The sequence below is a fragment of the Alcanivorax sp. MD8A genome, from assembly GCF_002888555.1.
Lineage (GTDB): Bacteria > Pseudomonadota > Gammaproteobacteria > Pseudomonadales > Alcanivoracaceae > Alcanivorax.
On sequence record NZ_AQOQ01000040.1, the window covers coordinates 1 to 25,670 of the forward strand.

Genomic DNA, 25,670 nt, shown 5'->3' on the forward strand with positions numbered 1-25,670 from the left:
CGCTGAGCATGCAAGGCGTTATTCAGAGGCTCCCTAAAGAAGATCGGTGACGAGCGTGTAGCCTTGCCCCCAAACCGTACGAACAGGGGAGTCAGGAACGCCGCCCTCGCGGAGCTTGCGCCGCAGGTGGCTGACATGCAGATCAAGGCTGCGATCGTGTCGCCCACAGCCGCGATGGAGCACGGCCTGGTACAGGTGAGGCTTGCTCAGCACCTGGCCGCGGTTTTCGAGCAAGACCTGAAGCAGCCGGAACTCCGTTGTGGTCAGGGCCAGATCCTTGCCGTTATAGCAGGCCTGCTGCTCAGCATCGTGAAGCGCCAGCCCGCCACTGCTTTCCAGCTCTTGATGCACCTGCCGTTCCAGCGCTATCCGGCGCAGTACCGCATCAATACGGACACCCAGTTCCGCCATGCTGAAGGGTTTGGGAACATAATCATCCGCGCCCCCGATCAGGCCTTCGATGCGCGCCTCTTCATCACCCAGTGCCGATACCACGATTACCGGCACCGTGCTGTTCTTGCGCAATGCCGCCAGCAACTCCAGACCGTTCAGACCAGGCAACAGAATGTCGAGCAACACCAGATCGTACTGGCCGGAGCTGGCCTCAGACAGCCCCTTCTCGCCATCATCGCAGACACAGACCTGATACCTGCGCTCCGACAAATAGGCATGAAGATGCTGACCAAGGACGGCATCGTCCTCAATCACCAGCAAACGGGGAGAAAGTTGGGCAATCGCATTCATTTGCAAATGATAAGAATTTTCATTACACCAATCCAGCAGATTCTTGATCAAAATTCATCCTTTCCCCAGCAACCTTACATTCTTTACGCAAACCAACCTGTCTGACCAGAACAATTCTCATTACCATTGCTGCCACCTTTATCCACAGGCCGTTACGTGAACAAGAAACGCAAAGCCTTCTGGCTGAAACAGCTCCATCAATGGCACTGGGTCAGTTCCGCACTCTGCCTGATCAGCCTGCTGTTGTTCAGCATTACCGGCATCACCCTGAACCATGCCAACGATATCCCGGCAGACCCGGTCACCCGGACCGTGGAAGGCCAATTGCCCGACTCCCTTCTGGTCGTGCTGAGCCAGCGGCAATCCGGACCGCTACCGGCCCCGGTTCAGCAATGGCTGGACCAGGAATTCGCTCTCGACAGCACTGGCAAAGAGGCCGAATGGGCCCCCGATGAAGTCTATGTCGCCCTGCCCCGCCCCGGCGGAGACGCCTGGCTGGCCATTACCCTTGATAGCGGCGAGCTCATGGGCGAAGTCACCGACCGGGGCTGGATTGCCTTTTTCAACGATCTGCATAAGGGACGGCACACCGGCACGGTGTGGTTCTGGTTTATCGACGTCTTTGCCGTCGCCAGCCTGCTGTTCGCCCTTACAGGCCTTGGCCTGATGTTTCTTCATGCCAAACGGCGGCCTGCCACCTGGCCGGTCACACTGGCCGGTCTGGTGATCCCGTGGTTATTAATCATTTTCTTCATGCATTAAAGGACAACGCCATGCGTGTACTGACAACCCTGTGTCTCGCCCTGCTGGCCAGCCATTCCCTGGCCGCCAGCTTCAATGTGGAAGTGGAAGTGCCCCGCTTGCGGGTAGCCGAATACCACGCCCCGTATGTGGCCTTCTGGGTAGAAAACCCGGACCGCAGCACGATTGTGCCGCTGGGCCTGTGGTACGACGACCAGGAAAAGTGGCTCAAGGACATTCGTCAGTGGTGGCGACGCACTGGCCGTGGCCAGTCCAAGCCCTATGACGGCCTGACAGGCGCGACCCGGCCACCCGGCAGCCACAGCGTGGATTTCGGTGAGCTCGACGCGCTGAAAGCACTGCCCGCAGGCGACTACGAACTGGTGGTAGAAGCCGCCCGGGAAGTGGGCGGACGGGAGGTGCTGCGGCTGCCCTTCAGCTGGCCCGCAGACCAGGCCCAGAACCAAACCGTTAACGGCAGCAACGAATTGGGCACGGTCACCCTGACCATCACGCCCTGACCCGGAACCACACCCAGAACAGGATGAAGGAGAGAATTATGCGTTCCCTGATCAAACACCTTGGCCTGGCCACCCTGCTGGCCACTGCCATGCCCGCGCAAGCCCACAAACTGTGGCTGCTCCCCAGCCACACCGCGGTATCCGAGCCCCAGTGGATCACCGTCGATGCCAGCATCTCCAACGAGATTTTTGGTTTTGAGCGCGCCTACCCGGTAGACGGCGTGGAAGTCACCGGTCCAGATGGCAAGCCTGCTGCGGTGGACCATGTGACCCAAATGCACACCCGCTCCGTATTCGACGTAGAACTGGAGCAGGAAGGCAGCTATCGCATCGCCGTGGCCAAGCCCGGTTACTTCCTGATGTATGAAGTGGACGGCGAGCGCAAGCGGGGCCGTGGCAACGACGTCGACAAGATGCTGGCCGAACTGCCCAAGAACGCCAGCAATGTGAAGCTGATGGAAGTCCACAACCGTCTGGAGACCTTTGTCACCCTGGGGGCCCCGAACAAGACCGCCCTTGAGCCCACCGGCAAGGGGCTGGAGCTGGAAATGCTGACCCACCCCAATGACCTCTATGCTGGTGAAACAACCCGATGGCGCCTGCTGGTGGACGGCAAACCCGCCCCGGAACTGAAAGTAGAGCTGGTACCCGGTGGCACCCGCTATCGTGACAGCCAGGAAGACTGGAGTGTGACCAGTGACAAGAAAGGGCTTGTCGAAATCACCTGGCCCTCTGCTGGCCGCTATTTCCTGGAAATTGGCACCAGCGACGACAAAGCCACCCACAAGAAAGCAGAGCAACGCCGCCTGCAATACCTTGGGACCTTCGAAGTATTGCCAATGTAGCGACACTGGGCACTGGACACCCGGAGCCTAACGCAAAAAACCTCCGCACCCGGAAAGGTGCGGAGGTTTTTTCTAGCTTCCCGTTACTCAAGAAACCAGGTCGATCAACTCGCGCATGTCTTTCACGGCCTGGTGAAGGCCACTGATCACCGCACGGGCAATAATGCCGTGGCCGATGTTCAGCTCGTTCATGCCGGGGATCGCCGCGACCGGCAAGGTGTTGTGGTAATGCAAACCATGCCCGGCATTGACCACCAACCCCAGCTCCAGCGCCAGCGCTGTCGCCTTGCGGATACGCTCCAGCTCTGCGGCCTGCTCTTCCGGGGTTTTGGCTTCGGCATAATGGCCGGTGTGAATTTCAATGGTGGGTGCACCACATTCACTGGCGGCACGAATCTGTGCCGGATCAGCATCGATAAACAGCGACACATCGATACCGGCATCGGCCAGAGTCTTGCAGCACTGGGCGATCCAGGCCTGATTCGCGACCACATCCAACCCGCCTTCCGTGGTCAACTCCTCGCGCTTTTCTGGCACCAGACAACAATGTGCCGGTTGGACACGGGTCGCGATGGCAACCATTTCTTCCGTGGCGGCCATTTCCAGATTCATGCGTGTCTGCAGGGTCTGCGCCAGCAGCTCCACATCACGATCATTGATATGACGGCGGTCTTCTCGCAAATGCACGGTAATGCCATCGGCCCCCGCCTGCTCTGCTACCAACGCCGCCTGGACCGGCTCCGGGTATCGGGTACCACGGGCCTGCCGCAGGGTCGCCACATGATCAATGTTCACACCAAGCAATACTCTGGACATGGTTTTTTCCTTGTATCGAATTCTGTACTTAGCATCGCCGCCCAGCTTGAAGCCCGGTCGGGTCAGCGAAAAAGCTCCCGGCTTTTGAGGGGCCTGTCGCCAAGATGCGGAGCCAACAAGGCCCGGCACAGGTGCAGGGCAGCCTTGCGAGTTGCGGGTTGCCAGTCACCATTGATCACCGCCAGTAGATCATTTCCCGAATACCCCTGACTAGCCGCCAACAGTCCTTGCTCCGGGTCCAGTTGGTAATGGCGGCCAGCCTGTACGGGCTCCCCCTGTATATCCTGACTCAGGTCTATGCCGTAGCCCATTTCGTCCAGCAGCCCCAATTCAAACTGACGCAATACCACATCCTGTGGCTCCCCCTCGGCCAGCCAGCCAAGGGCCTGCTCGTAAAGCGGCCAAAGATCGGGGTGAGGGTCATCGCGGTGGAGCAGACGCGTCAGCAATTCATTGAGGTAAAAACCACAATACAGGGCTTTCCCCTCCAGCTTGACGGCGGAGCCTGCAGGCTCGCAGCTCCGCAGGGAATATAACTCCCCAGACGACTTCAGCTCGACCAGCAAGGGACGAAACGGCGCCAGCGAAGGGTCCTTGCGCCCTCCCCTGACCACCGCTCCGATACGGCCCAGACGGGGCACGAATAACTCGACAATCAGGCTGGTATTGCGAAACGGGCGCCGGTGCAGCAGCCAGGCGGGTTGGAGAGCGTCCTCAGCGTGGCTCATCGTAGCCAAGGGAACGCAGCGCGCGGGCGTCGTCAGACCAACCCGCCTTGATCTTCACCCACAGATTGAGCATCACTCGTCGCTCAATCAGCCGCTCGATATCCTCACGGGCCTGGGTGCCAATCTGTTTGATACGCTCACCCTTATCGCCAATCAGAATCTTCTTCTGACCCCGGCGCTCAACCAGAATCGCCGCCGAGATGTCAGTAACACGGGGGCCGTCTTCCCACAGCTCCACTTCTACACTGACCTGATGGGGGACTTCCTGGCCCAGCTGGCGTACCACTTTTTCGCGGATAATTTCAGCAGCCATGAACCGCAGGCTACGGTCCGTCAGTTGGTCCTCGTCATACCAGAAGTCCCCTTCCGGGAGACGCTCCACCAGGGCTTTTTCCAGCTCCAGCAGATTCTGTTCTTTCAAGGCAGACACCGGAATCACCGCGTCGAAGGGGTAACGCTCACTCAACGATTGAATGTGCGGCAACAGCTCAGCCTTGTCCTCAAGGCTATCCACCTTGTTGATAATCAACAGAACCGGCACGTCCGGGCTGGCCGGTAACAACGACAGAACATGCTCGTCCGCCGCCGTCCATTTCAGTCCATCGACCATCATGCACACCACATCCACGCCACTCAGGGTGGATACCGCCGCATCATTCATGGCCCGGTTCAAGGCGCGGTCCTGCCCGGTATGAATCCCGGGGGTATCGGCAAACACGATCTGGTAGTGGTCACGGGTATGAATCCCATGGATCCGGTGTCGTGTGGTCTGTGGCTTACGGGACGTAATACTGACCTTCTGCCCGATCAGGTGATTCATCAGGGTGGACTTGCCCACATTGGGGCGCCCGACAATGGACACCATGCCACAACGAGTGACGTTGGCATTCTCAGTCATACTGTTGCTCCAGCCAGGCCAGGGCATCCGCCGCCGCCTGCTGCTCAGCCTTGCGGCGACTGGCCCCCTGGGCCGCAAAAATTTTCTCCACCTGCTCCAACTCACAGGTCACATCAAAGGTCTGCTTCGGGGCCAGCCCCTCAACGTTGGTTACCTGATACACGGGCAGTTCAAACTTGCGCGCCTGCAGCCATTCCTGCAAGCGGGTCTTGGCATCTTTCTGGGCATTCTGCGGGGTGATTTTTTCAAGACGGCTTTCATACCAGGCCAACACCACCTGACGGCAGGTTTCTTCCCCGCCATCAATCAACATGGCGCCGATAATGGCCTCCAGCGCATCGGCAAGAATGGAATCACGACGGTAACCGCCGCTTTTCAGCTCCCCTCCGCCCAGCGTCAAATGGTCACCAAGGCCCAGTTCGCGAGCGACCAGCGCCAGCGTCTGGCCCCGCACCAGGGTGGCACGCATACGGGTCAACTGGCCTTCTGCGGCTTCCGGGAAACGGGAAAAAAGGGCCACCGAGATAATCTGACCGAGCTGGGCATCGCCCAGAAATTCCAGGCGTTCGTAATTGCGATGCCGGCTGACACTGCGATGGGTCAGTGCCAGTTCCAGCAAAGAGAGATCCTGAAACTGATAGCCCAGACGGGCCATCAGTCGGTTGAGGTCCTGAATCACTGGCGAACGTCTTTGGTAAAGTCTTCCTTGAAGGTCATGACAATGCTTACGTTATAAAACAACGGTTCGCGCACTTCATAATCCGTCGAGACCTTGAGAATCCCGCCTTCCTTTGAGATGCCCAAATCATCAACCTTGATCACATTCACCTGATTAATGGTAAAACGCTTACTCAAGGCATCACGGACTTCCCGCGGTGACATAAGTGCCGTTTTACTGTCCTGCATCAGGGAACGAATAGACGTACCGATAGTGTTGTTCTCCATATACGCCGGCACCATACGAAATGCAGCCGTACCCAGAACGACAACCACCAGTAGAATCACGGCCCAGCCAATCATGGAAATTCCACGTTGCTGTGAGGGCTTTGTCATCATTTTAGTTTGCCTCCACCTTGTCTATCGCACCATTACGAGAAAAGCTGGGCAGGGAGAAGATCGGTTTCCAGTGCATCCAGATCAGGAAGGCCTCCCCCACCACCAGCTCTTCAGGGACTATACCCCAAACCCGGCTGTCTTTACTGTTGTCACGATTGTCGCCCATCACAAAATAGGCTTTCTCGGGAATATTCCACTCACCCTCGATATCAATGTTCGGCTGCTTGCGGCCAGTAAACGGCGCGATCTGGCCCATGTGCCACATCATGTGGTCCACTTCACCCAGCTTTTCGATGTATTCCGCCTGCCAGTAACGACCGTTGTCGTCTTCCCGAACCAGCGTCTGTGAGACCAGTTCCCCGTTGACAAAGACCCGGTTATCGCGAATTTTCACCACATCCCCGGGCAGACCCACCACCCGCTTGATGAAATTCTGATTGCGGTTCTCAGGGTATTTGAAAACCATCACATCGCCGCGCTTCGGCTTGCCAGTCTCGATGATCTTGGTGTTGGTGACCGGCAATCTCAGACCATAGGCAAACTTGTTCACCAGAATAAAGTCGTTGACCTGAAGTGTCGGCATCATGGATTCCGAGGGAATAGTAAACGGCTCCACGATGAAAGAGCGAATCACCAGCACCACGAAGAAAACCGAGATCAACGAGTTGGAGGTTTCAACTGCACTGCCGATCGGGCCGCCCTTCTCCTTCAGTTTCAACAGCCTGTCGATACCCCACACCACCAGCGTCACGGCCAGGGCCAGGGTCAGCCAGAAACCAATATCGATATCCATCAATCATCCACCTTGAGTACGGCAAGGAAGGCTTCCTGGGGAATCTCCACGTTCCCCACCTGCTTCATTCGCTTTTTGCCTTCTTTCTGCTTCTGCAGCAGCTTCTTCTTACGGGAGACGTCACCGCCATAACATTTCGCAGTCACGTTCTTGCGCAGGGCCTTTACCGTCTGGCGCGCAATGATCTTGCTGCCGATAGCCGCCTGAATGGCCACATCGAACATCTGCCGCGGCACCAGCTCCTTCATCTTCTCGCACAGGGCCCGGCCACGGTAAGCGGACTGGTCCAGATGGCAAATCATGGCCAGGGCATCCACCTTGTCACCATTGATGAGCACGTCCACCCGCACCAGTTTGGTCGCTTCGAACCGCTCAAAGGCATAGTCCATGGAAGCAAAGCCACGGCTCACCGACTTGATGCGGTCGAAGAAGTCCAGCACCACTTCCGCCATGGGAATGTCATAGGTCAGTGCCACCTGCTTGCCCAGGTACTGCATGTTGATCTGGCTACCGCGACGTTCCACACACAGGGAAATCACGTTCCCCACAAACTCCTGGGGCACCAGGATGTTCACCCGGGCAATGGGCTCACGGAACTCTTCGATCTTGTTGCCTTCCGGCAGCTTGGAGGGGTTGTCCACATAGATAACTTCATCACTGGACAGCAGCAGCTCATAGACAACCGTCGGCGCTGTGGTAATCAGGTCCAGATCGTATTCCCGCTCCAGCCGCTCCTGGATGATTTCCATGTGCAACATGCCCAGGAAACCGACCCGGAAACCAAACCCAAGGGCATCGGAGGTTTCCGGTTCATAGAACAGCGACGCATCATTCAGGGTCAGTTTGGCCAGGGCATCACGGAAATCTTCATAGTCATCCGCACTCACCGGGAACATGCCCGCATAGACCTGCGGCTTGACCTTCTTGAACCCGGGAAGGGCCTTAACATCAGGCGTCTTGGACAGCGTCAGGGTATCGCCCACCGGCGCACCGTGGATGTCCTTGATGCTGCCGCTCACCCAGCCCACCTCACCGGCTTCCAGCTGTTTGGTCTCGGTACGCTTGGGGGTAAAGATGCCGAGCTGATCCACCACATGGGTCTGACCGGTGGATTTCACCAGAATCTTGTCGCCTTTCTTGAGCACGCCATGCTTCACACGCACCAGCGAAATCACACCCAGATAGTTATCGAACCAGGAATCAATGATCAGCGCTTGCAAATCGCCGTCACGCTCACCTTCAGGGGCGGGGATTCGTTCGACCAGCTGCTCCAGCAGGTCATCAATGCCCACCCCGGTCTTGGCGGACACCCGGCAGGCATCCATGGCGTCCAGCCCGATGATTTCCTCGATCTCGTTGATTACCGCCTCCGGCTCGGCCTGCGGCAGGTCGATCTTGTTCAGAACCGGCAGCACTTCCAGGTCCTGCTCGATGGCGGTATAGCAGTTGGCGACGGACTGGGCTTCCACGCCCTGGGCTGCGTCCACCACAAGCAGCGCCCCTTCACAGGCCGACAGGGAGCGGGACACCTCGTAAGAGAAGTCCACGTGTCCGGGGGTATCAATGAAATTCAGCTGGTAGGTCTCGCCATCACGGGCCGTGTAGTGCAGCGTCACGCTCTGCGCCTTGATGGTGATGCCACGCTCACGCTCCAGCTCCATGGAATCCAGCACCTGTTCTTTGAGCTCACGCTCACTGAGGCCGCCACAGACCTGAATAAAGCGGTCCGCCAGCGTGGATTTACCATGATCGATGTGGGCGATGATGGAGAAGTTGCGAATATTCTTGATGTCAGTCATAGGGCCTGTAAGCAATCAGTCGTTGCCGCGCCGGCCCGCGGGTCCGGGACCGTATCGTCACCGGAGCCCGGTGACACCAAAACAAAAACGGCAAACAATGGGCCGCGATTCTAGCGGATAACCGGGGCCAGTTGCACGGCACACCGCAGGGTGTGCCGCAAAAAGCCGGCCAGTGGACCCTATTGTAACTTCAGGGGCAGGAACCGAGGGTTGCCCTCCCGGTTCACCAGCGCCGCCACCGTGCCGGTTTCCGGCAGCTCAGCCACGGCCTGTGCAAAGGCTTCCGGGCTGTCCATGGGCACATTGTTGAGGGTCACGAGAATATCGCCCACGGCGATCCCCGCCTTGCGGGCTGGCCCTTCCTCCACAGCAGTGACGATGACCCCTGCCTTCAGCTCCAGTCGGCTCAGCTCGGCCGGGCTGGCCGCACGGACTTTCAATCCCAGGGCACTGCCCTCATCGGATTTACCCACGCCGCCCTGCAGGGCCATTTCCGGGTCATCCGGCAACAAACCTATGGTGACCGTCAACGCCTTCTCCTCGCCATCGCGGATCACGGTGACATCAGCATCTGTTTCCGGTTTCACCAGCCCAACCCAACGGGGCAACTCAGAGGAACGGTAAATAGCTTCGCCGTTAAATTCGGTGATGATATCGCCGGCCTGAATGCCTGCCGCTTCGGCCGGGGAATCCTTGAGCACCTGGGACACCAGTGCGCCACGGGGCTGCTTGAGACCGAACGATTCAGCCAGATCCCGGTCGACTTCCTGAATCAGTACTCCCAACCATCCACGGCTGACCTTGCCGTGATCCTTCAGCTGGGCAACGACATCCATGGCCATATCAATGGGAATGGCAAAGCTCACCCCCATGTAACCGCCAGAGCGGCTGAATATCTGGGAATTGACCCCTACTACCTGGCCCTTCAGGTTAAACAGGGGACCGCCGCTGTTGCCCGGGTTGATGGCAACATCGGTCTGGATAAACGGGACATAACTGTCGCTGGGCAGGCTGCGCCCCTTGGCGCTGACAATCCCGGCAGTCACACTGCTGTCAAAACCAAAGGGGGCTCCGATGGCCAACACCCACTCCCCTACCTTCAACTCGGCAGAAGAACCGATATCTGCAACGGGCAGATCTGCCCCGTCGACCTTGAGCAAGGCGATGTCACTCTGCTCATCCGCGCCAATCAGTTCGGCCGGCAATTCGCGGCGATCCTGCAAGCGCACCATGATTTCATCGGCATCCGCTACCACATGGTTATTGGTCAGCACGTAGCCATCGGCAGAAATAATGAAGCCTGACCCCAGGGAGCGGGCCTCCTGTTCTTCGGGAATAGAGGGCATCTCGCCCCCGCCAAACTGATCGAAGAAGCGACGAAACAGCTCGGGGATCTGCTCCATTTGCTCTCGCATGGAATTGGCATCGCGATGGGTCACTGTACTGATATTCACCACCGCCGGGCCTTCCTTCTCCACCAACAGGGTAAAATCCGGTAGTCCGGTAACCAGTGGCTCAGCAGAAGGTTTCTCAGATTCGGAACACGCCGTCAGCAAGGTGGCAAACACTACCAGTACCAGCCCGGCAAGCTGGAAAAAGCGGCTCATGACGTTCTCCTTATTTTTTCGCAGGATGGATCTCCACCGCCTGACAGTGGTCGTCCCCTGACCCTGTCACGCGGGGTTGGTAAGCCTGATTATGGCCATTTCGACGGCTGATGACACGATTGATGGCGAAACCGGCCAACAGACCTGTCATGCCAAGCAAAGCCGAGGCATCCACTGCCGTCACCGGCAGGGCCGAGCCCAGCAGGGCACCCACAAACAACAGCAACAACGGCAATCCGTAAACCCACAGGGCACCACGCATTAACGCGCCTTCAGGCAACGCCAACGTGACGGTGTCACCGGCTTGGAAATGGTCAGAATCGACGGGAACACGCAGCCGGGCACGTTGCCCGGACTGCTGTTGATTGATCAGATGATGGCCGCAGCCGGCCTTGGCCTTACAGGCCCCGCAGGTTGAAGCGCGCACAGTCTCGACCCAGATGGCTCCGGGTTCTACTGCCACGACAACCCCCTGCTCATGAAGCATCAGTGGCGCGCGTCCTGCACCCTGACGCTCTGGATAACACGCTCGGCGGTGACTTGCGGAATTTCACCCACCAGCGTCACCAGATACGCACCGCTGGGTGCCGTCAGACGACGACTGACTGCCACCGTCGGCCCGACCCGGCTAACCCCTTCTTCCACCGAACCGTCTTTCACTTCTTCCACAAACACCGTGAACGTCGCCAGACCATCGGAATAGCCCTGTGCGGCTACCGGCGCACGGTCATCTTCCGCATGGCGCCAATCCTGACCGGCCGTTTCAAAACCCGCCGGCAGCCATTCTGCGCTCAGAGCCAGTTTCTGCATTTCGTGGGACGGCGGCAGGCTGTTCAGATCACTCTGGCTGACCACTTCAGGCAGCGCGAAATCCTCATGAGTCAGCCCAGGAGCCAGCTCGATACTGACAAATTCCACACGCTCCAGCGCCACGCCACTGCCATCTACCACTTCAGACTTCAGCAACAAACGGCTGTCGCGATCCAGCCACAGGCGATAGCCATAACGGTGGGTATCCAAAGGCGCGACCCGCATGCGGGTCGCATTACGGCCAGCCACACGGCCATCACCGTCTACCAGAATGTTGTATTGCGCCGGGACATCTTCTGCCAACCGCTGGGCCAGGCCCAAGGGGCCGGTTTCAGTGCGGCTGATCCGCGTCAGGGTACGATCCGGATGCAGGCAAACCACTTCGTCGCCCCGACGGATCACTTCAACCAGTCGACCATCAAGGTGGGTGAGTCGCTGATGTTCCTTGCCATCCAGTACCGCATGGCGAATTTCCATGGTGCTGACTTCGGCACCAAACTGGTAAAGGAAGCGACCGGTATAATTGAGGGAACGGTTGGCCTGGGACATGGCCTGAAGCTGATCATGCGCTGGCCCGTCTTCGGCCAACGCATGCAAGGGGGATACGAGGGTCAGGGACAGCGCAAGAACACGAAGCTTCATTCGTTATTTGGCCCCGTGACGTGCATCCATGCTCACCAGACGGGCAAAGGGCATCATCCCCTGACCGCTATGACGGGCAGCAAAGTCACTGTGGCGCAGCAACATGTCGTTAACGCGGGGCTGGGCCGCAGGCACCGCCGTTGCTGGGGTAGCCACTGGACGCAAGCTCTGCGACACCAGTGCCGCCTCACCCATCGGCCGGTTCAGACGTGAATCCTGGGCAGCAGCCAGTGCCGGCACCGCAGCAGTGTTACCCGCCTGCCCGGTCTCCCAGGCTTGCCAACCCACCACCGTTGCCGCAGCCACAGAGGCAGCCACCGCAAAACGCGCCATACCACTCATCCAGGCAGGACGGCGGGCCGGCGCACCCTCGGCGGTCAACGCCGCCGACAATGCCGTATTAAAATCCGCAGGAACGGCTGCACTGGCCTGCCCGTGCATCACATCACGTGCAAGCTGCCAACGTGCCAGCGTATCCAGCTCGGAATCATCGATGTCTCGCATCACCCGACGGGTTTCCAGCTCACTGGTTTCCCCGTCAAGGAAGGCAGACAGCGTTTCCAAATCCCTGTTCATAGACTCACCCTTTATCGCCTCGCTGTGAGCCCAGCAAGGGCCTTACAGCTTCGTCAATCGCTTCCCGAGCCCGGAAAATACGGGATCTCACCGTACCCACCGGACACTCCATCACCGCCGCAATGTCCTCGTAGCTGAGTCCTTCAAACTCGCGGAGGGTGACGGCAGTCTTCAGTTCCTGGGGCAGATCCTCGATCGCAGCGTGGATCACTGCCTCCAGTTCCTCTGACAACACATGGGACTCCGGGGTTCCAATTTCATGCAGCATTTCTGCCCCGGCATATTGCTCGGCCTCTGCAGCATCCAGATCCGAGCCAGGTGGGCGCCGACCAGCGGCCACCAGATGGTTTTTGGCGGTATTGACGGCAATACGGTATAGCCACGTATAGAAGGCACTGTCACCACGGAAGCGTGGCAATGCCCGCCAGGCCTTGATAAAAGCTTCCTGCGCCACATCCTGCACTTCATCCGGGTCGCGGACGTAACGATTGATCAGGGCAAAAATCCGCTGCTGATACTTGCGCACCAACACCTCAAACGCCCTCTGATCACCCGTTTTGGCTTTTTTCACCAACTGTTCGTCTGACACCGATCCCCCGGATCCATTGCGAAGTGCGTAACTCGGATAGTGGCTGGAATCATCCAGCCCGGTAAACGCGTTATTGTAGCAGGAGTTCGGGCAGCGGCTACACCCCGGTGCACGGAGGGTGTTGATTTAGCACGATTTTCACATTGCCTGCTGAGTTGGCCCGCGCCTGCGAAAGGGATAGGACAAGGCCGGGGCGGGAGAGTTCCCGCCCCGTGGAGCAAATATCAGAATGGGATGGAGCACCCCATACCGCCGAATTTTTTCTTCACCTGGGCCATACAGCCCCGCATTAGCAGCCCAAAGGGATCCCCCGGCATGTTTTCGCATACCTTCTTGGCGGCATACGCCTTGGTGCACTCAGACGCTGTCGCCTCAAGCCCCGTGGCCTGAGCCGGCTCGGCACCTGCACTCACCGCCGCCAGCGACATTCCGGGCTGCCCCCCCGGCGAGGCCACTGGCTTGCTCGGCTCGCTCACCTCGATCATTGCCGCTACCACATCCGAGGGCAGACCTTCACTGGTCAGCCACCCGGCTTCTTCGGTCGAGAACAGTGCATAAGGGGCACCCGCGGTCCGAATGCTCGCTGCCACCTCTGGCGCTGAACGCTTGCGATAGGTCTGTTTGAGCACATCCATCACACGCTGCCCGGAGGGGCCAATGAACAGCAACCGATCATTACCCTGGATATCCGCTACAAACTCCGGGTGCTGATCCACAATCTCACCATAAGCCACCAGACGATCCTGTCGCTTCTGGCCTGCCAGTACGGCGGCCAAATGCTGAGACACCAACGGGCGATAGAATTTAAGCTTGGGGTCATCCAACGCCGCAACCAGGGTGTCCACATCCGTCGACTTTTTCAGCCGGTCATACAGCGGCTGCTCGTCATAAACACGGGCCGTCAGCTTTTCCTCATGCGAAAAGAACGAGGCATACCAGGCCGCATCAACCACTGCCTGATTACCACGAATCTTGCCGTAGGGGATCCAGCTCATGAAAACCGTGCCCCGATAATGCGCATTTGCACTGTAGACAAGCTCATCCCCCGCGCGCATTTCGATAGTCGTGTCCCATTTATCGGGAATGACCCCCGGCAAAATCCCCAGGGAGAATACGCTGGCAAAGGTGGTCACCAGCAACGTTCCTGCTTTTACAAGACCTTCGCCACCGAAACCGGGCCGGTGGCGAGTGATCGTAATATCCAGCGGAGGCATGTCGCCTTCATGCAGCCAATGCGTTGCCGCGATATTCAGCTCATCCGTGCCACTCGAATCGGGCTTGGCCTCGATACGCTGCTGCATGTCCTCGCTCGCCCATGAGAACGCATTAAATGTTGCCTTCCCTTTGCTGTAAGGGATGATTGGGTTCTTGGGATTGGTATTGAACAACGCAACCGTGTCCTGGGTAATCGGCGTACCTTGTTCTGTGTAGTAATTGGCTGACGCGCACCCGCCGAGCAACATTGCACTCAACGTCCCGACCAGCAGGCCCCTCATATGCTGTTTCATACATTTCCCCAATACCGTGCTGATTATTTTTTCGGCCTGCTCCCTACCCCATAGGCACAGACCGGGTGATACCACAGAAAATTAACAACCCTGTCACAAAACCGCATACCCCATTTGAGGGATAGACAACCTTTGATCATTTAGCTGGAGGCTGAATCACCGCTATACTGGCCGCCGTCCACGCCCACCAGACAGGATCGGTTCATGGCCACCTATCGACACGATGTACTCATCATTGGCTCCGGCGCCGCCGGGCTGACCACGGCACTGCGGTTGCCCGATGAGTGTCAGGTTGCCCTGCTCTCCAAGGGAGAGCTCACCAGCGCCAGCACCTACTATGCCCAGGGCGGTGTCGCAGCCGTGCTGGACCAGGAAGACTCATTGGAAAGCCATGTGGCCGACACCCACGTCGCCGGGGCCGGCCTGTGCCGGGATGAAGCCGTCCGCTTCACCGTGGAAAACGGGCCAGACGCGATTCGCTGGCTGATTGATCTGGGCGTCGATTTCACCCGCTTTGAAGGGGGAGACGATGGCGCGCTGCCTTACCACCTGACCCGCGAAGGGGGCCACAGCCACCGCCGCATCATTCATGCGGCTGACGCTACCGGCAAGGCCATTTCCAGCACCCTGATTGGACAGGTAAAGCAGAAACCGAACGTCACCCTGTTCGAGCACCGCGTGGCCGTGGATCTGATTCTGCAGGAACATCATGGGCAACAACGCTGCTGTGGGGCCTACATCCACAATATCCGCACCGGTGAAACCGATGTGGTGCTGGCGCGCTCTGTCGTGCTGGCCACCGGCGGCGCCTCCAAGGTGTACCTGTACACCTCCAATCCGGATGTGGCGACAGGGGATGGCATCGCCATGGCCTGGCGTGCGGGCTGTCGTGTGGCCAACATGGAATTCATGCAATTCCACCCCACCTGCCTGTATCACCCCAAAGCCAAGAGCTTCCTGATCACCGAAGCGATCCGAGGTGAAGGCGGCCATTTACTGCTGCCCAATGGCGAGCGGTTCATGAACCGCTTCGATGAACGCGGTGAGCTGGCCCCCCGTGACGTTGTCGCCCGGGCCATTGACCATGAAATGAAACGCCTGGGGGCTGACTGCCTGTACCTGGACATCAGCCACAAACCCGCCGACTTCATTATCGAACATTTTCCCACGGTCTACGCCAAGTGCCTGCAACTGGGCCTGGACATCACCCGTGACCCTATCCCGGTGGTCCCCGCCGCCCATTACACCTGCGGCGGCGTGGTCATCAACGAACACGGCGAAACCGACGTGCCAGGGCTCTATGCCATCGGCGAAACCAGCTTTACCGGCCTGCACGGCGCCAACCGCATGGCCAGTAACTCGCTACTGGAATGCTTTGTCTACGGCAAGGCAGCAGCCGACAACATCGCCCGGCATCTCGCCGAGTTACCCGAGCCCCGCGACGACGCCGAATGGGATGAATCACAGGTAACCGATTCCGACGAAGACGTAGTCATCAGCCATAACTGGGACGAGCTGCGCCGCTTCATGTGGGATTACGTGGGCATTGTGCGTACCGAAAAGCGCCTGGAGCGGGCATTGCACCGTGCGGAATTGCTGAAGAAAGAAATCGGGGAGTACTACAGCAACTACCACATCAGCAACGACCTGCTGGAACTGCGCAATCTGGTGGTTATCGCAGAGCTGATCATCCGCTCTGCCATGTCCCGAAAGGAAAGCCGCGGCCTGCACTTCATGCGCGACTTCCCCGACAGCGTGGACAACCCGAAAGACACCGTCCTCACCCCGGGCACATTTTAGCAGGCGCTGAAAGCCGCTCACGCCTGCGGCAAGAAAACACAGCAACCTCAGCGCTGGCGATTCAGCCAGAGCCATTGATAGTAGGGCTGGAGCTGCTCAAGAGGCGCCTGATCCTCGAACAGGTGCCACCAGCCCTTGGGGGTTTGCAACGCCAACCAGGGGCCCAGCCTCAACACCCTGCCCGGTCGCTCCAATTGTTGCTGCACTTTCCGGTGGCTGCTCACCCACAGCGCGCCATCCTGCATCGCCAGTGTACGAACTTCCGTGGGGCGCCAGCCTTGCAACAGCAGAGGCAAGCTTGCTACCAATGCCCCCGATGCCCACCAGGGCAATGTGCTCAACAGTAGCGGAATCGAAGCCACCGCCATCGCCACCCACTTGAGTGTCGCCGGATAGCGGGAAGCCGACAGCTCAATCCTTGCGTAACGAGACAAGGGCAAGGACATGGCGGACATAGTCCCGCAGTTCCTGATCGGCCGGTTCACTGCGGTAGGTAAACCACTCGAACATGTCTGCATCCTGGCAGTCCAGCAGTCGCGGGAACCAGGCCTGATGCTCAGCCGACTCGCTGTCGAAGTGATCATCCAGGTAGGCATACAGCACCACCTCGACCTCCGAAGCGCCACGACGGCACTGCCAGCGGTACTTGCGTTTAAGATCCTCGTTGCTCATTAAGGGCTTCCTGATGACAGAGTGGTCCGAACCGTGGGCGCATTATCCAGCACATGAAACCGGGACTCCAGCGCCACCGCGCCCAGACAGCTCCCAAAGCACACCATCAACCCACCAAATTGTTATGCCGACGACCCACGCTAACGACCAGGATTCAGGTATCATGGCCGGTGAATGTCGACGCTGAATGTCAGCCCGTTTCAGAGGAGTCCCATGAGCTGGTCCGACGTTATTGCCGCAAGATCCTTGGCAGACCATGCCGAATCCCCCTATCTGAGTCTCTGTGGTCATCTGGCCGTGATTCGCGCCTCCGGCGAGGAAGCCGGCCACTATCTCCAGGGGCAGCTGTCCTGTGACCTGCGCGAGGTGGATCAGGGCGCACACCTGACCGGCATGCACCTGAGCCTGAAAGGTCGCGGACTGGTCAGTGTTCGCATTGTGCGCGACGGCGAGGACTACCTGATGCTCTGCCCCACCGGGCAGCAGGACGCGGTCATCAAGGCCCTGATGAAGTACCGCCTGCGCGCCAAGGTCGAATTCTCGGTTGACCAGGATTGCGTGGTGTTTGGCCTTGCCGGCGCACTACCGGGCACCAGCCCCGCTCCCGGGCAATGCCAGCCCACCGAGCACGGGCTATGGCTACGCTATCCACACAGCGAGCATGCCCTGGTCATCACCCCGTCCGCACAAGCGGACAGCGCATGGGCAGCCCTGTCGGCCGAGCGCGCCATCACCACGGCCAACGGCTGGAAGCTGGCCGATATCGAAGCCGGCGAAGGGCAAATCTACCCCGGCGCGGAAGACCTGTTCCTGCCACAGGTGCTGAATTACGATGTCACCGGCGGGGTCAACTTCAAAAAAGGCTGCTACACCGGCCAGGAAGTCGTCGCCCGGATGCATTTCAAGGGCAAACTCAAACAGCGCATGCAACGGATCGACTACAGTGCAAACCTGCCTCTTGAGGCCGGCGACGTACTACGCGATGCCGACGGCAAAGCCGCAGGCGAAGTGGTCAGTAGCGCCAGCGCCCCTCACGGTTACAGTGCCCTGGTCGTGCTGCGCCGCGATACCGACGGCACCCTGTTCAAAGACGAACAGCCACTGGACAGCCGACTGGCAGCATTGCCCTACTCCCTGCCCTGGAAGGACTGACCGCACAGCGCCAGGCATCCAGAACACCTTTTCAGGCCCCCCAATGCAAACAGGCCGCCCCCGGTTCGGGGGGCGGCCTGTTTGGTTCAGGGCTGATGAATTAATTACCCAGACTTGCCAACGGGTGCTTTGGCGCCGGGCATTCGAAGAAGCCATCGATATAGGCTCTCGGCACGTCAGCGACCTGTCGATGACGGAAAGCCGGCTTGCCATCTTTGTCGATCAGCAAGGCACGCACGCCCTCGCGGAAATCACCGTGCAGCGCACACTGTACCGCCAGACACCACTCCATGCGGAATACCTCCGCCAGTGAGAAATACGTAGAGCGAGCCAGCTGCTCCCACACCAGATGCGCGGTCTGCGGGCAGCCTTTTTCGAGGTTGCGCAGCGCCTTGTCCAACCAGGCATCCCGATCCTTCTCGTCCAGCAGTTGCTCAACCACCACCGTCAGACTTTCACCGTCGCACAACCGATTGATCTGCGCCATATGATCCATCAGGGGATGAGGCATCCCGGACATGTCGACCTGCTGCTCGCGGAAGAAACGGTACAGCACCGCATGATTATCGCGGGCATCATCCGCAAACGTCTGTTGGCCCAGAGCCTTCAGCAGGGCATCGGCATCATCGTCAACCATACGGTCGGCCATGCCCACTTCCACCGCCTCACGCCCATTGATGTGGGCCCCGGTCAACCCAAGGAACAACCCCGCCTTGCCCGGCAAACGATTGAGGAACCAGCTGCCGCCCACATCCGGGAACAGACCGATGGTGATCTCCGGCATGGCCATGCGAGAAGCCGGGGTAACGAGGCGGAAATCGGCGCCCTGCATCAACCCCATGCCGCCGCCCATGACGATGCCACCGCCAAACACCACCACCGGGATCCGGCTGGTATGCAAGCGATAATCGAGCGCGTATTCCGCTGCGAAATACTCCTCGATCACAGGGTTACGGCTCTCGCCGGCATGCTTCACCATCGACTGATGCATCTGCACGATGTCGCCCCCCGCACAGAATGCCTTGCCCCCTGCCCCGTCCAGCCAGAGCGCCACAATATCCTCACGCTGCTCCCATTCATCCAACTGCTGATCCAGCAGGCGAATCATGTCCAGGCTCAGCGCGTTCAGTGATTTCGGGGAATTCAGTGTGGCCCGCGCAATCACATGACCACTGGCCGTAGGCAGTTCGGAAAACAGCACGCAATCAGACACAACAACTCCAATGGGACAATTAAATGAATAATGATTCACTGCGCGAGTCAGGAGAAATCGACATCTCCCGCTGAAGCCGCGCAGTAATCACGCTCACAGGGCGACCATTTCCGGAAATATTCGCAAGGTCTAACCTTCCTCAGTCACCGCCCAATCAATTGGCGTCAGCCCCTGCTGAAGCAGGTACTGATTGGCACGGGAGAAATGCCCACACCCCAGAAAGCCTCGGTGCGCAGACAACGGAGAAGGGTGTGGCGCGGTGAGCACGCAGTGTTTGTCGCGGTCAATCAATCGCCCCTTCTTCTGGGCATGACTACCCCACAACAGAAACACCAGGCCTTCACGGTGACGATTCAGATGCTCCACAGCCTGGTCGGTGAAGGTTTCCCAGCCACGCTTCTGGTGAGAGGCCGCCTGACCGGCCTCAACCGTCAACACCGCATTCAGCAGCAACACGCCCTGCTCCGCCCAGTGGACAAGATTGCCATGGGACGGCGGTGCGTGGCCCAGGTCACGTTGAATTTCCTTGTAGATATTAACCAGCGAAGGAGGCGTCTTGACGCCCTTCTGTACAGAAAAGCACAGACCATGGGCCTGATCCGGGCCGTGGTAAGGGTCCTGGCCAAGAATCACCACCTTCACCCGCTCAAAGGGCGTCAGGTTGAAGGCATTAAAGATATCGGGCCCAGGCGGATAAATCGTCTTGCCCGCCTGCTTTTCCGCTGCCAGAAACTGGCGCAACTCGGCCATGTAGCCCTGCTGAAACTCTGACGCCAGGTGCTGCTTCCAGCCTGGCTCCAACTGAACGGAGGCGCCTTCAGCCATGGGGAACCAGCTTGTTCAGCAGGTTGTGCATACGCGACTCCACGAACTCCTGGGAGGTGCGCTCGGGGTGCACCAGCAGTCGCTGCTCCAGCGTCACCATGGTAGAAAGTATCAGCTCCGCATCCAGCTTGGGTTGATCACTGCCAAACCGTTCTGCCGCAATGATCAGACCTTCCAATTGCTGTCGCAAATACAGATCGGCCAGATCGCGCAATCGGTTATCCAGCACCGCTTCCTGCAAGAAAGCCTGCTCGGCAACCAGATGCTCACGACGGTTGGTCAGTTCATCCACAATAAATGCCGCCATCATCTGCGAGGTCAGCGTCACCAGACGCGTACGCTCTTCGGGGTTGGCGAGACTCTCACGGGAAAACTGGGACAGCAGCGCAAATGCCTGCTCCTTGAACGGCTCGATCACTTCCTTGAGTGCCCGCTCGGCAAACAGGGTAAACGTATCGGCGATCAGGTCAGAAATATCCTTGAAGTAATAGGTCGTCGCAGACAGCGGCACCTCGGCTTCACGGGCCACAGCACGGTGGCGCACAGCGCGGATACCGTCCTGAACGATAATGGTCAGCGCCGCTTCAAGAATAGCCTGCCGGCGCTGTTCACTGCCGGCACGGCGGGCTTTTCTGCCCTGGTATTGTATTGCACTAGTCATGGACACAGTCAGCCTTTGTTATTAGCCCGAAACATCACAACAGTGATGCCATGTGTCGCTCTCCCTTCTTCCGCACATCGCAGAAAGGGGGCACAAGCCGTGCCCCAACATCCCGGTCCTTAACGACCCTGCGGGCGCATGTGCGGGAACAGAATCACATCACGGATGGATGGTGAATCCGTAAACAACATTACCAGCCGGTCAATACCAATCCCTTCGCCGGCGGTTGGGGGCAACCCATGCTCCAGGGCCACCACGTAATCCTCATCGTAGAACATGGCCTCGTCATCACCGGCAGCTTTCTCTGCCACCTGCTGACGGAAACGCTCTGCCTGATCTTCTGCATCATTCAACTCAGAGAAGCCATTGGCAATTTCGCGGCCACCCACGAAGAACTCAAAACGCTCGGTGACAAACGGATTATCGTCCATCCGGCGAGCCAGCGGCGACACCTCGGTCGGGTACTCGGTAATAAAGGTCGGATCTTTCAGGCGGTGCTCTACCGTCTTTTCAAAAATCTCGATCTGCACCTTGCCGAGGCCATAGCCATCCTTCAACGGAATTCCCAGACCGGTGGCGATTTCACGGGCGCCCTCCAGGTCAGCCAGTTTTGCCGCATCAATCTCAGGATTAAAGTGCAAAATGGAATCGAATACCGTAACCCGGGCAAAAGGTTTACCAAAGTCATACACATCCCCCTGGTAGGGAATGTCGGTGGTGCCCAGTACATCCTGCGCCAGGGTACGGAGCATTTCTTCCGTCAGGTTCATCAGGTCGTGGTAATCACCATAGGCCTGATAAAACTCCAGCATGGTGAACTCCGGGTTATGCCGGGTGGACAACCCTTCATTGCGGAAGTTGCGGTTCACCTCGAAGACCTTTTCGAAACCGCCCACCACCAGTCGCTTGAGGTACAGTTCCGGCGCGATACGCAGGTACATGTCCAGGTCCAGACTGTTGTGGTGAGTGATAAACGGGCGTGCCGTCGCCCCACCCGGGATCACCTGTAGCATTGGTGTTTCGGCTTCCACGAAACCCTTGTTGACCAGGAAATTGCGGATACCCGCGACAATTTTCGAGCGGATCTGGAACGTACGGCGGCTGTCTTCGTTAACGATCAGGTCCACATAACGCTGACGGTAACGGGCCTCCGTATCGGTCAGGCCTTTATGTTTTTCCGGCAGCGGGCGCAGCGATTTGGTGAGCAGCAGATACTCATCCATCATCACATACAGGTCGCCCTTGCCTGATTTGCACAGGGTGCCCTTGACCCCAACGATATCGCCCAGATCCCAATGTTTGGTATCTTTCTGCACATCCTTGCTGGCATAAATCTGGATACGGCCGGACATGTCCTGCAGCACCTTGAAGGCCTTGCGATCCAGCATCAGACGACCCGCGATGGCCACCTGAATCCCTTTCTCTTCCAGCTCTTCCTTGCTCAGCTCGCCATATTCCGCCTGCAGCTCAGCCGCAAGGGCATCACGGCGGAAATGGTTGGGAAAGGCATTGCCTGCCTCACGCAACTCACCCAGCTTGGCGCGCCGCTCGGCAATCAGGCGATTCTCTTCTGCCGCTTCGTTAGGAGTGTTCTGTTCGTCTGCCATGTGCATACCTTACAAGGCTCGGACGCCAGGCGTCTGACGTCGTTCGCAAATCTAAAACCTGTCATAAATGCCCGACGTCAGCGCTCCGACGCCAGGCCGCCCGATTACAATCCCGCTTTCAGGGAGGCTTCAATAAAGGGATCCAGCGCGCCGTCCAGAACCGCCTGGGTGTTGCGGTTCTCCACACCGGTTCGCAAATCCTTGATACGCGCATCATCCAGCACGTAGGAGCGAATCTGGCTGCCCCAGCCAATATCCGCCTTGCTGTTTTCCAGTGCCTGCTTCTCCGCGTTGCGGCGCTGCATCTCCAGCTCGTAGACCTTGGCCTGCAACATTTTCATGGCCTTGTCCTTGTTCTGGTGCTGGCTTCGCTCGCTCTGACACTGGGTGACCACGGTGTGCTCGGTGCCACCGTCATCCTTGAACAGATAGGTCAAACGCACCGCAGAGTCGGTACGGTTAACGTGCTGACCACCGGCACCGGACGCGCGGTAGGTATCTACCCGCAGGTTACCGGCATCAATCTCGATATCGATATCGTCGTCCACTTCCGGGGAGACAAACACCGAACTGAAGGACGTATGGCGGCGACCACCGGAGTCAAACGGGCTCTTTCGCACCAGCCGATGCACACCGGTTTCGGTGCGCAGCCAGCCGTAGGCGTACTCACCCTCAAAGCGAATCGTAGCGGATTTGATCCCCGCCACATCACCGGCCGATGCTTCCACCAGCTCGGTCTTGAAACCGTGAGCCTCACCCCAGCGCAGATACATGCGCAGCATCATTTCGGCCCAGTCCTGGGCCTCGGTGCCTCCGGAACCCGCCTGGATATCCAGATAGGCGAAACAACCGTCCATTTCTCCGGAGAACATACGGCGGAATTCCAGGTCCCCCACCATCTTCTCCAGCCGCTCCAGCTCGCTTTCCACTTCCGGCAGGCTGTCTTCATCGCCTTCTTCAACCACCAGATCCAGCAGCGCCGCCGCATCTTCGATGCCTTGGCTCGCCTCATCAATGGTCTTGACCACGCCTTCCAGCTGCGCCCGTTCCTTGCCCAGCCCCTGAGCATAGGCAGGGTCATTCCAGACATCCGGATTTTCGAGCTCGCGCTCGACTTCGATCAGACGTTCGCTCTTGTGAGCGTAGTCAAAGATACCCCCTAAGCGCTTCGACACGCTCAGACAGGTCAGAAAGGTGGGTACGCAGCGGATTGACTTCCATTACGGCTCTCTTCTGGTCAGCGAAACGCGGGGCAACCAGCTGACGGTTGAACCCGCGTGAAAACGGCGCAGTTTAGCGTTTTGCGCCGCCGATGACGAGGGCTGTGGGCACAGCCCGGCCGTGATCAGGCCTTCAGTTCGTAGACGTGGTAGGCCTGGGCTTTCATATGGTCAATGGTGGTGCCCAGATAGCTGGCATTGTCAGGAATCCCGGAGCCGGTATTGAATACCTTGAAGCTGCGCACTTCCTTGGGGGTATCAATGACCGTATCGGCATCCACTTCCACCCACATACAGATAGCCGCATCCTGCAGGATATAGTCTACCCGCAGCACCTTGCCTTCCTCTGGCAAGCGGATTTCCTGCACATCATTGGTCACCTTCAGGCGGTGTTTATGAATAGTCTTCATGGTCCCCTCCGTTAAGGACACACCACAGCCATGGCGATAGCCAGGGCGCAGCGCAAAACGATATCGGCCTTGTGGGCCGCAGATCAGCAAACACCCCTCGCCCCGATGCAGAGGCGAGAGGAGAGAAACGCGAAGCGCAATGCTAGCAAAAAGGCCGCCCACAGGCAGCCATTGTCGACAATTTTACATGTCGCCCTGCACGGACTCAGAACCGCTCCCCCAGCTGGATGAAGAACACCGTGTCATTATCCTCAGTGAATGCCACATCCAGCCCCAGATGCAGGGGCTTGTCCCGGGTAGTCTGCCAGTGCAGTCCCGTCCCCACACTGTGGGCAGTTTCACCTGACATCAGCTCTCCCGCCGCCTCACTGATCCAGCCATGGTCATAGAATCCCAGCCACATCCAGCGCGGATGAAACTTGTAGCGCCCCTCCACATGAGCCGTCATCGCCACATCGTCCATAAACCGGCCGCGGTTATACCCACGCACCGTCATCGCCGAAAGACTGAAGAAGGGCACCGCGCCGGCCCCGCGCTCGAACTCGCCATTGGCCGCCAGCACCAGCTTTTCGCTGACAGACCAATACTGACTGTAGGACAGCCGTGTCTTGCTGTAGGCGAAATCACTGCCGAAGGTGTCAGAAAAGTCGAACCAGGATGCAGAAAAGTTGACCCCGCGCCGGGGGTAATAATTGTTGTCTCTGGAGTCATAACTAAGCACCAACCCGCCCGCCCCCATGGCAATGTCTTTCCCCACAGAGGGCAACACCGGTTGCAACAGTGGAAAATCCATCTCTACCCGCCCCTGCGAGTACAGTAGCGCCGGGCCAGCAAACCAGTGCTCCGTCCCGGGCAGACGCCACAGGCCCCTGGCATAGCCAACGGACATATCCAGACTGTAATCCAGCGGATTGTCAGCAAAAACCCCCTCGCCACCGAACCCGTAATATTCCAGCTTCAGAGAGCCCGCCCCGGCGACCGCTGACACTCTCAGACGGTCATCGAAGAGAAAGTCCTGATGAAACACCCCGGCGACCCAACTGTCCGAATCCGTGTACATCCCCCCCACCCCCGTCGTCGGGTTCGGGCCACCCTCCCCATCCCGGGACGGATGCAAATACAGGGCAGCCAACTGCAGCCCCGACCCCAGAGTGGGGTTGGACATGGGGATCGGCACCACGACCACATTCCCCTTCTCCAGAGTCTGCCCGGTACGCCCCTGCTCAATGCTATCCATGAACTCTTCCGTCTGAGGTGCCGCGGCATTCACCGTCGACAGACAGCACATAGCCGCCAGCCCCCCCGACATTGCAAACCGTCGCATCACTTCCCCTTCCCGACTCTGCGCCAGCCTATCCTGCCCGCAGCCATCGAACGCCGCCAGCCCCCTTCGCTATGCATCGATTTTAGGAGCCTCTGAATAACTCCTTGCGTGCT

Annotated in this window: 28 protein-coding genes; 5 read left to right on the plus strand and 23 right to left on the minus strand. The window is 58.7% G+C overall.

Going from position 1 to position 25,670, the window contains the following annotated elements; all coding sequences use genetic code 11:
- Nucleotides 1-33: 33 nt before the first annotated feature.
- The gene (locus A15D_RS15140; RefSeq protein ID WP_233192262.1) at nt 34-795 is read right to left on the minus strand and encodes a response regulator transcription factor; all 762 of its coding nucleotides are present in this window, start codon (nt 793-795) and stop codon (nt 34-36) included.
- Between the two features lie 105 nt (nt 796-900).
- Between A15D_RS15140 and A15D_RS15145 the strand changes: the two genes are divergently transcribed.
- From A15D_RS15145 to A15D_RS15155, 3 genes are read left to right on the plus strand one after another with little or no spacing between them, the layout of a single operon-like run.
- Nucleotides 901-1,506, plus strand: a complete 606-nt coding sequence (locus tag A15D_RS15145; protein ID WP_102792610.1) for a PepSY-associated TM helix domain-containing protein — start codon at nt 901-903, stop codon at nt 1,504-1,506.
- A gap of 11 nt (nt 1,507-1,517) precedes the next feature.
- The gene (locus tag A15D_RS15150; RefSeq protein ID WP_102792611.1) at nt 1,518-2,006 is read left to right on the plus strand and encodes a DUF2271 domain-containing protein; all 489 of its coding nucleotides are present in this window, start codon (nt 1,518-1,520) and stop codon (nt 2,004-2,006) included.
- Between the two features lie 38 nt (nt 2,007-2,044).
- Nucleotides 2,045-2,851, plus strand: coding sequence for a DUF4198 domain-containing protein (locus tag A15D_RS15155; protein WP_102792612.1), 807 nt, complete (start codon nt 2,045-2,047; stop codon nt 2,849-2,851).
- Between the two features lie 87 nt (nt 2,852-2,938).
- Here the strand turns inward: A15D_RS15155 and pdxJ are convergent, their stop codons facing one another.
- From pdxJ to A15D_RS15220, 13 genes are all read right to left on the minus strand, one after another.
- Nucleotides 2,939-3,667 carry a pyridoxine 5'-phosphate synthase gene (pdxJ, locus tag A15D_RS15160; protein ID WP_102792613.1) on the minus strand — a complete coding sequence of 243 codons (729 nt, stop codon included), beginning with the start codon at nt 3,665-3,667 and terminating at the stop codon, nt 2,939-2,941.
- Nucleotides 3,668-3,729: 62 nt separating this feature from the next.
- Entirely contained in the window at nt 3,730-4,395 is a 666-nt protein-coding gene (gene recO, locus A15D_RS15165; protein WP_102792614.1) for a DNA repair protein RecO, read from the minus strand.
- Entirely contained in the window at nt 4,382-5,293 is a 912-nt protein-coding gene (gene era / locus A15D_RS15170; protein ID WP_102792615.1) for a GTPase Era, read from the minus strand. The genes recO and era overlap by 14 nt, the downstream gene beginning before the upstream one ends.
- Nucleotides 5,286-5,948 carry a ribonuclease III gene (gene rnc / locus A15D_RS15175; RefSeq protein ID WP_369825845.1) on the minus strand — a complete coding sequence of 221 codons (663 nt, stop codon included), beginning with the start codon at nt 5,946-5,948 and terminating at the stop codon, nt 5,286-5,288. Before rnc ends, era begins: the two co-directional genes overlap by 8 nt.
- Nucleotides 5,949-5,968: 20 nt before the next feature.
- The gene (locus A15D_RS15180) at nt 5,969-6,313 is read right to left on the minus strand and encodes a DUF4845 domain-containing protein (protein ID WP_233192263.1); all 345 of its coding nucleotides are present in this window, start codon (nt 6,311-6,313) and stop codon (nt 5,969-5,971) included.
- A gap of 37 nt (nt 6,314-6,350) precedes the next feature.
- Entirely contained in the window at nt 6,351-7,142 is a 792-nt protein-coding gene (gene lepB, locus A15D_RS15185) for a signal peptidase I (RefSeq protein ID WP_102792617.1), read from the minus strand.
- A complete protein-coding gene (gene lepA, locus A15D_RS15190; RefSeq protein WP_022984499.1) occupies nt 7,142-8,941 on the minus strand; it encodes a translation elongation factor 4 in 1,800 nt (599 codons plus the stop codon). The genes lepB and lepA overlap by 1 nt, the downstream gene beginning before the upstream one ends.
- 179 nt (nt 8,942-9,120) lie before the next feature.
- A complete protein-coding gene (locus A15D_RS15195; protein WP_022984498.1) occupies nt 9,121-10,548 on the minus strand; it encodes a DegQ family serine endoprotease in 1,428 nt (475 codons plus the stop codon).
- Between the two features lie 10 nt (nt 10,549-10,558).
- Nucleotides 10,559-11,035 (minus strand): SoxR reducing system RseC family protein, encoded by a 477-nt coding sequence (locus tag A15D_RS15200; RefSeq protein ID WP_102792618.1) that lies wholly within the window; start codon nt 11,033-11,035, stop codon nt 10,559-10,561.
- Nucleotides 11,035-12,000, minus strand: coding sequence for a MucB/RseB C-terminal domain-containing protein (locus A15D_RS15205; protein WP_102792619.1), 966 nt, complete (start codon nt 11,998-12,000; stop codon nt 11,035-11,037). Before A15D_RS15205 ends, A15D_RS15200 begins: the two co-directional genes overlap by 1 nt.
- A gap of 3 nt (nt 12,001-12,003) precedes the next feature.
- Nucleotides 12,004-12,576, minus strand: a complete 573-nt coding sequence (locus tag A15D_RS15210) for a sigma-E factor negative regulatory protein (protein ID WP_022984495.1) — start codon at nt 12,574-12,576, stop codon at nt 12,004-12,006.
- Between the two features lie 4 nt (nt 12,577-12,580).
- Nucleotides 12,581-13,165: an RNA polymerase sigma factor RpoE gene (gene rpoE / locus A15D_RS15215; protein ID WP_022984494.1), complete on the minus strand. Its 585-nt coding sequence runs from the start codon at nt 13,163-13,165 to the stop codon at nt 12,581-12,583.
- 224 nt (nt 13,166-13,389) lie between these two features.
- Nucleotides 13,390-14,673, minus strand: a complete 1,284-nt coding sequence (locus tag A15D_RS15220) for a hypothetical protein (protein ID WP_233192264.1) — start codon at nt 14,671-14,673, stop codon at nt 13,390-13,392.
- Nucleotides 14,674-14,877: 204 nt separating this feature from the next.
- Here A15D_RS15220 and nadB point away from each other — a divergent pair, with 204 nt between their 5' ends.
- Nucleotides 14,878-16,473: an L-aspartate oxidase gene (gene nadB, locus A15D_RS15225; RefSeq protein WP_102792620.1), complete on the plus strand. Its 1,596-nt coding sequence runs from the start codon at nt 14,878-14,880 to the stop codon at nt 16,471-16,473.
- A 47-nt stretch (nt 16,474-16,520) separates the two neighbouring features.
- On the opposite strand, the gene A15D_RS17190 is transcribed toward nadB, so the two are convergent.
- A complete protein-coding gene (locus A15D_RS17190; protein ID WP_146026897.1) occupies nt 16,521-16,928 on the minus strand; it encodes a hypothetical protein in 408 nt (135 codons plus the stop codon).
- A complete protein-coding gene (locus tag A15D_RS15235) occupies nt 16,885-17,145 on the minus strand; it encodes a succinate dehydrogenase assembly factor 2 (protein ID WP_022984490.1) in 261 nt (86 codons plus the stop codon). The genes A15D_RS17190 and A15D_RS15235 overlap by 44 nt, the downstream gene beginning before the upstream one ends.
- Nucleotides 17,146-17,358: 213 nt before the next feature.
- Between A15D_RS15235 and A15D_RS15240 the strand changes: the two genes are divergently transcribed.
- Nucleotides 17,359-18,297, plus strand: coding sequence for a folate-binding protein YgfZ (locus A15D_RS15240; RefSeq protein WP_102792622.1), 939 nt, complete (start codon nt 17,359-17,361; stop codon nt 18,295-18,297).
- Nucleotides 18,298-18,397: 100 nt separating this feature from the next.
- On the opposite strand, the gene A15D_RS15245 is transcribed toward A15D_RS15240, so the two are convergent.
- The 7 genes from A15D_RS15245 to A15D_RS15275 all read right to left on the minus strand — a co-directional run bounded on the left by A15D_RS15245 (nt 18,398) and on the right by A15D_RS15275 (nt 25,557).
- On the minus strand, nt 18,398-19,510 hold the full coding sequence (locus A15D_RS15245) for an enoyl-CoA hydratase/isomerase family protein (RefSeq protein WP_233192265.1): 1,113 nt from the start codon (nt 19,508-19,510) through the stop codon (nt 18,398-18,400).
- Between the two features lie 129 nt (nt 19,511-19,639).
- A complete protein-coding gene (ung, locus tag A15D_RS15250; RefSeq protein ID WP_102792623.1) occupies nt 19,640-20,335 on the minus strand; it encodes a uracil-DNA glycosylase in 696 nt (231 codons plus the stop codon).
- Entirely contained in the window at nt 20,328-20,996 is a 669-nt protein-coding gene (locus A15D_RS15255; protein WP_102792624.1) for a TetR/AcrR family transcriptional regulator, read from the minus strand. The genes ung and A15D_RS15255 overlap by 8 nt, the downstream gene beginning before the upstream one ends.
- Nucleotides 20,997-21,115: 119 nt before the next feature.
- Nucleotides 21,116-22,603 carry a lysine--tRNA ligase gene (gene lysS, locus A15D_RS15260; RefSeq protein ID WP_102792625.1) on the minus strand — a complete coding sequence of 496 codons (1,488 nt, stop codon included), beginning with the start codon at nt 22,601-22,603 and terminating at the stop codon, nt 21,116-21,118.
- Between the two features lie 104 nt (nt 22,604-22,707).
- Nucleotides 22,708-23,824 (minus strand): peptide chain release factor 2 gene (gene prfB / locus A15D_RS15265; protein WP_102792626.1). Its coding sequence is split into 2 segments (ribosomal slippage): nt 22,708-23,751 and nt 23,753-23,824, totalling 1,116 coding nucleotides; the frame shifts between segments, so codons are not numbered across the junction.
- 124 nt (nt 23,825-23,948) lie between these two features.
- Complete coding sequence (locus A15D_RS15270) at nt 23,949-24,233, minus strand: hypothetical protein (protein ID WP_102792627.1); 285 nt, start codon at nt 24,231-24,233, stop codon at nt 23,949-23,951.
- A gap of 205 nt (nt 24,234-24,438) precedes the next feature.
- Complete coding sequence (locus tag A15D_RS15275) at nt 24,439-25,557, minus strand: BamA/TamA family outer membrane protein (protein WP_102792628.1); 1,119 nt, start codon at nt 25,555-25,557, stop codon at nt 24,439-24,441.
- Nucleotides 25,558-25,670 lie beyond the last annotated feature (113 nt).